Annotated in this window: 15 protein-coding genes and 1 pseudogene; 3 read left to right on the forward strand and 13 right to left on the reverse strand. The window is 40.0% G+C overall.

Going from position 1 to position 12,302, the window contains the following annotated elements:
* Nucleotides 1-29: 29 nt before the first annotated feature.
* Nucleotides 30-1,156, reverse strand: a protein-coding gene (locus OGX67_RS08130) for an IS3-like element ISSen4 family transposase (RefSeq protein ID WP_286525769.1) whose coding sequence is annotated in 2 segments (ribosomal slippage) — nucleotides 30-892 and nucleotides 892-1,156 — 1,128 coding nt in all. Because the reading frame shifts where the segments join, the coding sequence is not laid out codon by codon here.
* Between the two features lie 535 nt (nucleotides 1,157-1,691).
* Here OGX67_RS08130 and OGX67_RS08135 point away from each other — a divergent pair.
* A complete protein-coding gene (locus OGX67_RS08135; protein ID WP_003845493.1) occupies nucleotides 1,692-2,144 on the forward strand; it encodes a hypothetical protein in 453 nt (150 codons plus the stop codon).
* 6 nt (nucleotides 2,145-2,150) lie between these two features.
* Here the strand turns inward: OGX67_RS08135 and OGX67_RS08140 are convergent, their stop codons facing one another.
* The 8 genes from OGX67_RS08140 to OGX67_RS08175 form a co-directional block, all read right to left on the reverse strand.
* Nucleotides 2,151-2,402, reverse strand: a complete 252-nt coding sequence (locus OGX67_RS08140; protein ID WP_044701683.1) for a hypothetical protein — start codon at nucleotides 2,400-2,402, stop codon at nucleotides 2,151-2,153.
* 129 nt (nucleotides 2,403-2,531) lie between these two features.
* Nucleotides 2,532-2,822, reverse strand: a complete 291-nt coding sequence (locus OGX67_RS08145; RefSeq protein ID WP_286526317.1) for a hypothetical protein — start codon at nucleotides 2,820-2,822, stop codon at nucleotides 2,532-2,534.
* A 325-nt stretch (nucleotides 2,823-3,147) separates the two neighbouring features.
* Entirely contained in the window at nucleotides 3,148-3,618 is a 471-nt protein-coding gene (locus tag OGX67_RS08150; RefSeq protein WP_225990742.1) for a hypothetical protein, read from the reverse strand.
* A 649-nt stretch (nucleotides 3,619-4,267) separates the two neighbouring features.
* On the reverse strand, nucleotides 4,268-4,576 hold the full coding sequence (locus tag OGX67_RS08155) for a hypothetical protein (RefSeq protein WP_003845482.1): 309 nt from the start codon (nucleotides 4,574-4,576) through the stop codon (nucleotides 4,268-4,270).
* A gap of 77 nt (nucleotides 4,577-4,653) precedes the next feature.
* The gene (locus tag OGX67_RS08160; RefSeq protein WP_127791476.1) at nucleotides 4,654-5,034 is read right to left on the reverse strand and encodes a hypothetical protein; all 381 of its coding nucleotides are present in this window, start codon (nucleotides 5,032-5,034) and stop codon (nucleotides 4,654-4,656) included.
* 51 nt (nucleotides 5,035-5,085) lie between these two features.
* Nucleotides 5,086-5,382 (reverse strand): hypothetical protein, encoded by a 297-nt coding sequence (locus tag OGX67_RS08165; protein ID WP_286526320.1) that lies wholly within the window; start codon nucleotides 5,380-5,382, stop codon nucleotides 5,086-5,088.
* Nucleotides 5,383-5,434: 52 nt separating this feature from the next.
* The gene (locus OGX67_RS08170; RefSeq protein ID WP_127702284.1) at nucleotides 5,435-5,779 is read right to left on the reverse strand and encodes a hypothetical protein; all 345 of its coding nucleotides are present in this window, start codon (nucleotides 5,777-5,779) and stop codon (nucleotides 5,435-5,437) included.
* Between the two features lie 3 nt (nucleotides 5,780-5,782).
* Nucleotides 5,783-6,520, reverse strand: a complete 738-nt coding sequence (locus OGX67_RS08175) for an HNH endonuclease (protein ID WP_257652063.1) — start codon at nucleotides 6,518-6,520, stop codon at nucleotides 5,783-5,785.
* A gap of 350 nt (nucleotides 6,521-6,870) precedes the next feature.
* Here OGX67_RS08175 and OGX67_RS08180 point away from each other — a divergent pair, with 350 nt between their 5' ends.
* Nucleotides 6,871-7,674, forward strand: a complete 804-nt coding sequence (locus tag OGX67_RS08180) for a chaperonin (RefSeq protein WP_071593173.1) — start codon at nucleotides 6,871-6,873, stop codon at nucleotides 7,672-7,674.
* Between the two features lie 34 nt (nucleotides 7,675-7,708).
* Nucleotides 7,709-8,461, forward strand: coding sequence for a hypothetical protein (locus OGX67_RS08185; RefSeq protein ID WP_257652062.1), 753 nt, complete (start codon nucleotides 7,709-7,711; stop codon nucleotides 8,459-8,461).
* Nucleotides 8,462-8,609: 148 nt separating this feature from the next.
* On the opposite strand, the gene OGX67_RS08190 is transcribed toward OGX67_RS08185, so the two are convergent.
* The 4 genes and pseudogenes from OGX67_RS08190 to ltrA all read right to left on the reverse strand — a co-directional run bounded on the left by OGX67_RS08190 (nucleotide 8,610) and on the right by ltrA (nucleotide 11,630).
* Nucleotides 8,610-8,996: a hypothetical protein gene (locus OGX67_RS08190; protein ID WP_003845473.1), complete on the reverse strand. Its 387-nt coding sequence runs from the start codon at nucleotides 8,994-8,996 to the stop codon at nucleotides 8,610-8,612.
* Entirely contained in the window at nucleotides 8,997-9,239 is a 243-nt protein-coding gene (locus tag OGX67_RS08195; protein WP_003845471.1) for a hypothetical protein, read from the reverse strand.
* Nucleotides 9,240-9,543: 304 nt separating this feature from the next.
* Nucleotides 9,544-10,041 (reverse strand): annotated as a pseudogene (locus OGX67_RS08200) (IS3 family transposase); the annotation flags it as partial.
* An 80-nt stretch (nucleotides 10,042-10,121) separates the two neighbouring features.
* Nucleotides 10,122-11,630 carry a group II intron reverse transcriptase/maturase gene (gene ltrA, locus OGX67_RS08205; protein WP_001189111.1) on the reverse strand — a complete coding sequence of 503 codons (1,509 nt, stop codon included), beginning with the start codon at nucleotides 11,628-11,630 and terminating at the stop codon, nucleotides 10,122-10,124.
* Nucleotides 11,631-12,302 lie beyond the last annotated feature (672 nt).

Genomic DNA, 12,302 nt, shown 5'->3' on the forward strand with positions numbered 1-12,302 from the left:
TGACCTGCCCCCACGATTAGATACAACACTCAGTTAGTAACGTCGGAATCTTCATTCTCAGAATGACCCTTTCTCCAGCCCGCTGCAAATTCAGACGGTGTCTGATAATTCAGCGTGGAGTGCGGGCGGCATTCGTTATAATCCTGCCGCCAGTCATTAATAATTTTCCTGGCATGAACGATATCGCTGAACCAGTGCTCATTCAAACATTCATCGCGAAATCGTCCGTTAAAGCTCTCAATAAATCCGTTCTGCGTTGGCTTGCCCGGCTGGATTAAGCGCAACTCAACACCATGCTCAAAGGCCCATTGATCCAGTGCACGGCAAGTGAACTCCGGCCCCTGGTCAGTTCTTATCGTCGCCGGATAGCCTCGAAACAGTGCAATGCTGTCCAGAATACGCGTGACCTGAACGCCTGAAATCCCAAAGGCAACAGTGACCGTCAGGCATTCCTTTGTGAAATCATCGACGCAGGTAAGACACTTGATCCTGCGACCGGTGGAAAGTGCGTCCATGACGAAATCCATCGACCAGGTCAGATTGGGCGCCGCCGGACGGAGCAGCGGCAGACGTTCTGTTGCCAGCCCTTTACGACGTCTTCTGCGTTTTACGCCCAGGCCACTGAGGTGATAAAGCCGGTACACGCGCTTATGATTAACATGAAGCCCTTCACGGCGCAGCAACTGCCAAATACGACGGTAGCCAAAACGCCTGCGCTCCAGTGCCAGCTCAGTGATGCGCCCTGATAAATGCGCATCAGCAGCCGGACGGTGAGCCTCATAGCGGCAGGTCGACAGGGATAAACCTGTAAGCCTGCAGGCACGACGTTGCGACAGACCGGTCGCATCACACATCAACATCACGGCTTCCCGCTTCTGGTCTGTCGTCAGTACTTTCGCCCAAGAGCCACCTGAAGCGCCTCTTTATCCAGCATGGCTTCGGCAAGCAGCTTCTTGAGTCTGGTGTTCTCTTCCTCAAGCGACTTCAGGCGCTTAACTTCAGGCACCTCCATACCGCCATACTTCTTACGCCAGGTGTAAAACGTGGCATCGGAAATGGCATGCTTGCGGCAGAGTTCACGGGCGGGTACCCCAGCTTCGGCTTCGGCTTCGCGGAGAATACTGATGATCTGTTCGTCGGAAAAACGCTTCTTCATGGGGATGTCCTCATGTGGCTTATGAAGACATTACTAACATCGGGGTGTACTAATCAACGGGGAGCAGGTCAAAAATAGAAGATAAGATAAGAAATATTGACATCGATACCCATACAAGCCACATAGCCAGAAATAGATCAATGAATAACTTCAAAAAAGAGTTTGAAGAATTAATAAAAAAATGCTCGATTATGAACAGAACTTTAAATAAACGATTTGCAAGCGTATTCTCTTATTCCCCTCCAATCGAATAGCAATAAACCATTCTTAAAAAACCTTTAGAAACTAATCCAGCAGAATTTTTTCACTAAACCACTGGAAGAATCAAGTACTGATACAATAATCCAGAAATCACGCTAATGGTAAAATTCCTGTAACATCAATACCCCTTATAACCTCTTTATCAACATATGTTATCTATTGACCAGAACGCACTAACTTCATCGACCTATTATGATTAGTAGATTTCTTTTTATCTACTTTTTGCATAAAATACCCTTATACAATATATGCACAGGTAGTTAGGGAATTATTAATGAAAACCATCAAACTATTAGCAGTAGTTATAGTCATTACATTATTATCTATAGCCGCTAATATTGCATTGATTTATCTATGCCCAGATACTGAATATTCACTTTGGGTTAGTACACAATCTTTGATCTTGACATTCATTGCGGCTACTTATTGCGTGAAAACAAAGATAAACCATTTTCTAGAAAGGGAAATCGATCTTATTGGTGTGTTTAGTGTTGCTGTAGCTATCAGTGCATCCATAACATCATTTTATGTAAATGATAAGTTTAAATTCCCCGATACATTAATATATTCCTTAGTAATTATTTTAGGAATAGCATTCATCATTTGGGATTATAAAAAATTTAAAAACAAAACAACACGGTACTTGCCAAATATAAAAAGCACCTCAACATTTAGAGAGACAAATAGCCAAATAATCATAACCACAAAAATAGATAAAGCCCCATAAGGGGCTTCATTTAGATTTTAACATTCCTTTAATTTCAGAAATATCACTTTTAATTTTTGAAAGTTCTCGTACTAAATCGTACAATTCATCAATATCAGATTCGTTGTTTTCTGTTTTAGTTTCTAATACTAAAAGTTTACTTTCAATATCACTTATACGCCTTTCAGCTTCTAATATCTCTTGTTTTCGTCTATAAAGCAGATGCCCAATAAATGTAAAGAATCCAATGATAAGACCCCCTATTGCAATGTAGTCCATTACTTATTTCCTTATTTTTAGTATGAATCATAAACGTCTGTGTTTATGTAATAACTGCTAGTACGTTAGTTGGATTGGTAACGGCATTCATCATAACTCCATTACGCTGTACTTGAATACCATATACCATTACATACCTCCTACCATCAATTGCAACAATGCAAATATCTCACCCAATGGAAGGGAGAATAAAACAATTCCAAATACATCAAGTAAAGGTACAAGGATATAATTCCACGCAATGATTGCTCCCAAAACATAAAACAAGAAATTACGACCACTAAAGCCTTTTTTGATTTCTTCTCTGTTTGTCTCGTTAGTTTCCTGAGTAGTAACTACAGTTTTATCAATTTCTTTCTCTTGTTTTTTCTGGAAAAAAGATAGACCAGATTTTATTAATTCTATAATTATACTAATCATTCCATGATTCCTACACAATATGCATGTACTCTTAGACCTTTAACGAACAATTCACCATACCCTAAAACTATCACATCAAAACCCATACCGCGTAATTCCCAACGTAAAGTACTACCAACTTTAATTGGTTTCTTCTTGTCGTAAATTACATTCATATGTTGAGATGAAGTATACCCACTACTTTTAAGTTATTTCTTTACTTTCTTATTCAGAAAATATTATAAATGGGCTTACTATTTGCCATTGGTGTAAACCCATCAAGTGTTATGTATGGTGTATCATCATTAAAATGTTGTTCAAAGTCCATGCCTAGCCTCTTTTTAATTTAAAGTGTCCTTGTATGCCGCTTATAATCGCAATAGCCCCCCTGTTCTGCCTCATTATAAAAGTCATATACGAGCTTATGTTTTTTACTTTCGCGTACACCAATTATCCTCTTTGTTTTATATTTAGTGTCTTTTTTAGTAATATCAATTAAGTACTTCTTACCATTCTGCACTACTGCCTTATATTTACCCTTTGCTAAACCACTTTTTAATTGTGAAATGTTCCCCAGTTTAGTCATCTTTGCCGCACTGGTAGGTACAAATTTATTAATATATGAAGATTTTACAATTACATCATATAAGTACTTGGCCTGAATATCCTTAATCATGATAGTACAGGTAACACTAGTACCAATCTTTGCATAAAAGAATAGTACCGCACTATTAGTAAATGGAACTGGACCCTTATCTATTGCCGCCGACATATCGGCCTGTATTTGTCTTGATAATGTACGGGTAATTGGTTTCATTTAATTATTCCTTGCATAATTATTCACTTCGCTTCGGGCATGCATTTATTTTGCATATATGTTCAAATCAATGCGTGGGCGAAACCTCACCCTTTAGGGGCTACGGGGGGGTACCTTTTATAGATCCATACAAAACAATAAGATATTTGTTTTTCTATTTAGTGGTATAGGTGACGGCCTCACTCCCCCACGCACTGTTTATGCACTTTATTGCATAAATGATAGTGCTATCACACTGAGGCGATAAGGTATTTTGTACCCGTCCACGGTTTGGTGGTTTATTATTTCGTCACGTAATTCTATTAATCTTTTAATATGTTTATGTTCACTACCCTTATATGAATCAATAGTATTAATTGGGTAGTTATACTTACCAATGCTATATCGTGAATAGTTTAATGAATGTATTTATACTTGAGCGTTAGTGAATGGTTATCAATGAATAGCCCGTAACCGTCCTGTGTGATGATATGAGCGGTTATTAGATTATCTTTACGTGATGTAGGTATCGTAGCTTGTGGACGTTTCTATGGCCTTGTGTGTGCCATTGGGAAAGTGTAGGAAGGTGGTTAACATAGCGTGTACTCCTATGCTGTATAGGAGTATTTAGAAATAAAAAACCCACAAATTTGTGGGTTTAAAAAATAATTTAGTTAATGGCTTTTATTTCCCAACGACCGCCAGGCTTGGTGATTTCATACCGATATTGATCATCGCAATAAATATCGATTCTACCAGAAAAGTTAGCATTACTAAATGTCGTAACTTTATCACACTTATAACCTCTAGACTGAATTAATGATTGTGCAAAATCCTTTGCGTCTTGTGCTTCTTGTGCAGTCATTTTAACTGTCTGCTCCTGCGGTTCAGATTTAGTTGTTGTTTTTTTCTCATCTTTGAAATGAAAATATGATGCAACTAAGACAATACCCCAGATTATTTTTGTACTGGTTTTCATATCAAAACATCCTTTATCGCATAATTAAGCATATTGATTGAACAGAAAGTAAATTGAGACCATTTATACTGAATTTTTCAAGATTTAACTTCGGTACAGTTGGTTATTAGATATCTTATTTTATTTTTAATATCCTGTATTGCATAATGGTTTCCAGTATCAGGATTTGCACGAGTGTAAACATAATCACCAATGGTAATACGATGAACTATCCTTCTAACATTATTAATGTCAGTAATTACATGAACTTCAAGAGGCGGAGTTTCCTGATTAATATGTAAAACTTTAATTGCAAAATGATCAGGATAGTCCATTACTGTTGCTTCACCCGTAAGTACTGATTTGACATCAACTGTACCTATAACGCCTTCAGTTATTCCTACGTCACACTTAAGTACAGTAACTGCATGTACAGAGGTCGATAATATTACTGATAATAAAATTAATAACCTTTTCATTCAGTATCTTACCCATATAATGATTGATGCCATTAATAAAAACTGCATTTATCAAAACTCTTCACATTTTATATCGTTATACATATTTCCTTCTCTATCCTGGTATATATTGCCATAATAATAGCCATCATCATGTTTACTATTAGCTATTATAATTTCTCTATAGTAATCGTTATCTTTGGGAGATGTTATATAGTGATATGCTAACATAGCTTGATCATAGTATCGCGTTACAAAAATGCCGCTCTCTGTGCTTATGGCATAATTTTTAATATCCCAACATTTGAAGTTAGGTATGGATGCATAAGTTACAGTTGGCAGTAAAACTAGCCATATCAATATCTTCATAACCGCCTTTCTCTACTGATCATATATTTTTATAACTCATAATCTCAATTTATTATGGCCTTTTACAACCACCATACTCATCATAGCTATTAGAATCATTTCGTGCATCTGTATAGTGATGATAGAGCGTTTTATTTTCATTAAAACTGAATGCCACTAATTCATTATTATTACCTATGAAGTAAGCATAACTCCATTCATCCTCACCAAGCCTAGCATTTCTAAGTAGTAATTTTCGCCCATCATATATAATAAATTTACCCTCACTATCAATAGATACGGAATGAGTTTTGGAAAAATCTGTATTTGAACACGTAAATGATTTTATTTTATCTTTTTTTGTACACCCTATCAGAGATAGAGATATTGCTAATATTACAAAATATGTAATTTTCATAAATCATTTCCCATTAATTTTTCTAATTTTTGCTCTTAACTGATCTAATGTGAGTACATCCTGACCGATATGAAGCATAGCATGACAATTTGCACATACCGGTATAAGATCCTTAATTGGATCAACCTTATGTTTTTTCTTCTCAACTGAAATAGGCTTGATATGATGAACATGTATAAATTCTTTACCTAGATCGCCGTATGTTTTTTCAAAATTAAATTTACATACTTTGCAACTGTAACCATGAAAATCAAGACATTCCTTGCGAGCTTTAGGGTTTCTCTCATAATAAGTGCTCCATTTTGTTTTTCTATCACCTTCGTAATAGTGTTCTTCTACTTCAGGGGTATAATTATAGTTTTCTTGTTCAATGGCATACCATGCGTTACCTTCTCTTGACAAATATTTCAATTCAATTATAGGTACGAATGATTCAATTTTTGCTGCTTTCTTTTCATTAATATCCTCTTTTCGTTTTTGACTAAATGTGTAGAGTTGATATCCTTCATATATAACTTTATTCAGATGTTCACGTGCCTGAATATAACCTAACTTTTTACTACCATTTACATTTTCATTCCAATCATCGGATAAGATCATAACTTTAGTTGCATCTGCTGATCTAAGATCCTCCCATGCTCCAAAAATAATCCTCTTGTTGGTCTCATCAATAAATGACCAACTCCACATATCATTTTTACATGTAGCACCCAGAGAACGTAGAAACTCAGTTCGAGACATAGTGTATCCTTGATTTTTTTATGGTCTTAACTTCTTCACACTATCGATTGTTGGAAGTTTCTATCGTTCGTACAGCTAACAAACCTACCCTAAATAGATAGAAACCTCCAACAATCGATAGTGTATGTAGGTTCCTTTTGATGGTAAAGTACTATTACTGTGTTGTATGCGTTCACACAACACATTTACATGGGGTTCTATGTTTATTTTTATCATCTATAGTTTCAGTTTAAATATTTACTAGTGCATTAATTTACCTTGGAAACTATTTGTTTTAGATATTAAACTCAAATTGAACAATGTATCGAAATACTCTACATTCGTAGTTAATTAATTTTTGAGATTATAAAATGAAATTTATCTCTGAAAGAAATGAACATGTAAGAATAGACAATGGATATTGTGTAATATGTGGGAATTTTAGCAAACTAAAAAAAGATCATGTACCGCCACAATGTGCATCCAAACCTTCACCAATGTTGCAAAAGACGATTTTTGAGTATTTCTCTAATGCTCATGTGCCACCAATTAAAGCTAAAAATGGTACAACTTTTCGTACTATTTGTCATGATTGCAATTCTCAGCTTCTTGGTTCAATGGATGCAGAAATAGGTCGTGTTACATCGGAGTTTATCAAAAAATTAAATGATTACTTCGCTGGGAAATTTTTCTATCATAATTATATTTCATTTGAATTTGATGCTTATAAATTCCTAAGAGCAATGATTGGACACCTTCTTGCTGCAACATCTGTAAAAGATTGTATGCTTCCAATTGTTGATAGTCCTTTTTATACGCCATTAAGAAGCTTTGTATTAGGTAAAAACCTAGATATTGATACAACTCATAACATTTATTACTGGTTTTATCCATTCAAAAGGCAAATAACAGCTCAGTCAGTTGGCTTTTTCAATGATGGTCATTTTTGTATTTGCTCATGTTTACATTTTTTTCCGATCTCTTTTATGGTCACATTAAAAGAGCAAGGAACATATCCTGTTCATGCGACGGAAATGAAGTTATCAGATAATTATCTTCATTTCAATATGACGACAGCAAATATTGATTATGCTTCTTTTCCTTTCGTTTCGTTAAAGGGTAATCAAATGTCAATGCTCAGTTCTGGTCACACATGTGTAAGTTACACTAAATGATTATTCTCTATAATCCGTTCTCATGGAAAAAATTATGAAAAATGAATGTAAAATTCAGAATTTTAATCTTTTGTTACTTACTATAGTAGCAGTGCTATTAATTATTGCTATTTTTGTAGGTGTTAAAATATTATTTCATGGCTCTAAAGGATATGAATGGGTAACTTTAGTAGGAGCATGGTGTAGTGCTTTGGGAACATTAGGTACTCTATGGGTTGCCTACCTAGCATATCTAAAAGCACCTGCATGGTTATCACAAAAACATTATGATGTTGTTTATAGTGTTATTGAAAAAGCAATTTATCAAGATCTTATTAATATACGTTCTGCTAGCTTAATTTTAAAAAATCATTTAGTAACTTCAGCAAAAATGTACCGAAATTATTTAAACAAAGGGAGCCAACTACAAGAATCACATGATGAGTTTATGAATAAGACTGACACTCTCGTTTCTGACTTATACATCATCTCTTACTCTGTCATTAATGCTTTGAAATCTATTGATAGAACTAATTACGGCATAAGTGATTATACAAAAGAAATAATAAATGCACTTCAGTTGTACACTAAGAAATATAATAATTTAAGTGTTGAATTATATATTGCAATTTCTTCTATTCCCTCATTAACACATGCAGATGAAAGTGTGGAAGACAGCGAATGTAAAGAGCTTCATGCAATGATGATGAATGCTATTTCATTTCATGAAAAACTCTCAACATTTATCAATGACATTTATGACAATAATTACTCAGTTGATAGATTCATATTTCTGAAGAGAGAATGACTCAATTGCCCCGTTGTTCTTTAACGCTCATATGACACGAACATTTAAAGAAAAGCATCTACCACACAACACATAGAAACAATGCCCCATCGGGTACATTTACTGCTAAGCACTTCGCAACATACCATGTAGAAAAAACAAAGCCCCTTTAGAGGGGCTTTTTTGTTTTCTTCGGTTTAGGGTTTAGTACAGTGTCCAGTAGTTCCACGGTCATTTCCTGATTGTTACTATAGAATGCGTCCAGTAGCAGTCCTGCAATCTTCTTTTGATGGGTTAGGGGATCTACCAGTGAGTTCTGAAATAGTTCTTCTTCGGTCATATGGTGCTGTGTGATCTCTTCACCTGCCCCGTAAATCTTGCCGTAGGCGTTACGTGTGGCGTTCTGGTGACGGGCAATACGTACCCATGAGTTACCAGTTATTAGCCTCCCATAGTGCGTAGTATCGCCTTGTAGGTGGGCTTGTTGTTCTAGTCCATCCACTTCATATTGTACTTTGAAATTTTGTTTATTGTTGTTGATTACTGTGTATTTCATTTATAACCCTTTATAAAAATTAGATGTTGCTCTTATTGAATATTTATTATTGAGGTGTGCGGTTGTAGGTCTTTCCCCCTTAGTACTCTTATAGTCGCGTATATAGTCCTGTATGACTTCCTTTAGTGCCTCCCCTACTGGCGGTGTATCACTAAGTGGGGATTTCTTCGGTTTGTTATAAAGTCCGTTTGGCTTCATTCCACGTGCTTTATTGGCTTTTCGTATTTGTTCCCATGTACTCATAGTAATTCCTCTAGTTGTGCCTTTCGGCGGTTTCTTTGTGACCGTTCCCACTTCGCGGGGCTGCGTGTCCACTTCAAGAGACTTTGAATAATCTATTGAGTAGTAATTCTTGGTAGTTGGTACTTCCAATCAATTATTTGTTAGTACTTTTATTGTCTGAGCGAAAGCGAGTAGGAACGGGCGTTCTTTCGAGTACTCACGAGAAAAACGCAAGTTACGATCTTATGTTTAGTTTTTATAGAGACTGACGAGCAAAGCGATGTTAGGCTCTTTAGAGACTGACGAGCAAAGCGATGTGTAGTGGTCAACTAAAACTGGCCACGGCTTTAGAGTTTTTCCAGTATCGGTTTTCCGATTCGTTTGGGGGCAACCCACCGTTATAGTCATGCGGCCTTAGCGAGCTGTAATACCCGACGATATAGTCTGTGATCGCATGAGCAGCATCGCTAAAGTTTATATAACCTGTCACTGGCACCCACTCGTTTTTCAGACTACGGAAGAAGCGTTCCATCGGGCTGTTGTCCCAACAGTTTCCACGTCGGCTCATACTCTGCCTGATCTGGCAACGCCACAGTAACTGCCGGAACTGCCGGAACTGCCTGCTTGTATAGTGGCTACCCTGGTCACTGTGGAACATCACTCCGGCTGGTTTACCGCGAGCTTCCCACGCCATTTCCAGCGCTCTGATGGTCAGCTTGCTATCCGGCGAGAATGACATTGCCCAGCCCACTGGTTTCCTTGCGAACAGATCGAGAACAACTGCAAGGTAAGCCCAACGCTTGCCTGTCCAGAGTAGAGTAAGAGGCAGGGCGTAGTCGGACTATTTCCCTGCCTCTCCTCCCCGAACCGGACGTGCACCTTTCAGCGCATCCGGCTCTCCATTTAAATGCTGGCGAACGCCATTGCCACTTCTGTAAAGCGCGATGTATACGTGTTTCTGGTCTCCGTCCTCAGATAGGGATTACCTTCGGGTAGCCGCCAGCGGAACAGCTTCTTGCCTTGCCCCACCAACCGGTACAGTATTTCGCCGCTGAGCTTGCCGTGATTGGTTTTACCAAATAAAACCCACGTTTTGCTCTGACCCGGTTTCGGTGATTTACACCACCACCTCATCAGGGAAGCGATACCTGTACGGTATTTGCGGGCCAGCCAGTGAGCCAGCTTCCAGAACACGACACGGTCGATATAACTGAAGACTTTGGCCTTAAAATCAACGAACTGATAGAACATGGCCCAGCCTTTCAGTTTTCGGTTGAGTTGTTCAGCCATATCGACTTTGCTTTCACTGTAGTTGCCTGATAACAGTGCTGTCAGCGATGCGGCGAAGTTTCTGGCTTTCTCCTGCGGGATCGTTGAGACCACTCGCATCTCGCCATAACGACTGCGTTTGCGAATGATCCTGTGCCCCAGAAAGATAAAGCCGTCATTAACATGGGTGATTTTAGTCTTATCCATGTTCAGCCTGAGTTTCAGACTGCCTTCGAGCACACCCCGACACTCCTCCCTGATGGCTTCCGCCTGTGCTTTGGTGCCTTTGACGATGAGGACAAAATCATCGGCATAGCGGCAGTACGCCACCGCGGGTTTCCACTGCCAGTTTTCTCTGACCGCCGTACTTCGGCCCCGTTGGATACTGTTATTCCAGTACCACCGATCTTTTCTGGCTTTCCCGCTCAGGTAGCGCTCATGCAGGTATTGATCGAACTCATTCAGCATGATGTTCGATAATAGCGGCGATATAACACCGCCCTGTGGCACACCTTCACTGGCCGCCCGAAAGAGACCGACATCGATATGTCCCGCCTTGATGGTTTTCCACAGCAGAGTCATGAAACGTGCGTCACTGATCCTGCGGCGTACAGCCTTCATCAGCAGTCGATGATGTACGGTGTCGAAGTAACTGGACAGGTCGCCTTCAATCACCCAGCGTCCCCGGGTTTCACCGCAGTCTGTGAGCTGTAATTTCACCGTGCGGATCGCGTGGTGGACACTGCGCTCAGGCCGGAAGCCATATGAGAGCGTATGAAAATCACTCTCCCATATCGGCTCCATCGCCATCAGCATGGCCCGCTGAACAATACGATCCCGCAACGCGGGGATACCCAGTGGTCGCAGTTTGCCGTTGCTTTTAGGGATGTAAACCCGTCTGGCGGGCAAGGGCTGGTAGTGGCCTGAGAGTAATTCATCCCTGAGGATTTGCAGCTCAACAGCCAGTCTGGCCTGTAGCATTGTTTTGTTCACGCCATCAACGCCGGGGGTATGCGCCCCCTTTGATGAAAGCGTGATCCGCGCCGCTTCAGCCAGCCATTCTGGTTGTGTTATCAGACGCAGCAGCCGTTGAATCCGTAGGGACGGATCGGTGGCTGCCCATGTGGCAAGCTTGCGTTGCATTTCGCTGATTATCAAAGGTCTTCACCTCGTTAGGTCAGTTAATTCACGTCGCAAACACATTCAAACTGCTTCCCTTCGCCATGTAATGGGCTTTCCCCATCGCGGACTACTACGGAAGCTCCGCCAGCCAGCGCGTCATCGGAGCCATGCCCCCTTAACATCCGTCGCTGACCTTCCCCGGTTTACCTGCCTGGACTCAGGCATACTGAGGAGGCTGCCCGTCGCACTCTTTATCCTTGCTTGCCGCAAGTTGGCAGAAGTCAGCAACGCAAGCGTGATAGACGCTGCTGCCCCGGTGTTTCGCATACATGTCAAAACACCTTCGACCGGCAGTGCTTACGTATCACTGCCAGTTCCTCCTGCACGGCCTGTCAGATCACGTAGGCCGTGGTGACGTTTTCAACCCACAGAGGCGGATTAACGGGTTCATGTTCTTCAGCCTTTCAGTACTTAACCTTGAGGATCATCTCGGCTTAGTGATCTCGCCTCAATCCCCGTTGTCAGCGGGTTACATCACCCTGCGGGCATGCCGCAGGTCACTGCCGCTCAGGTTCTCCACCGTCACACCCGGTGGGATTGTTGGGTTTCTCATCGTGAGTTACCGGTTCAATATTCCAGACAGACTCGCGGTTCATTTAAGCATCCATGCCCGCCCTGAACTCCGGGCACACT

Origin of the sequence: Citrobacter sp. Cf118 (assembly GCF_030334095.1) — a bacterium.
Classification (GTDB): Bacteria; Pseudomonadota; Gammaproteobacteria; order Enterobacterales; family Enterobacteriaceae; genus Citrobacter; species Citrobacter freundii.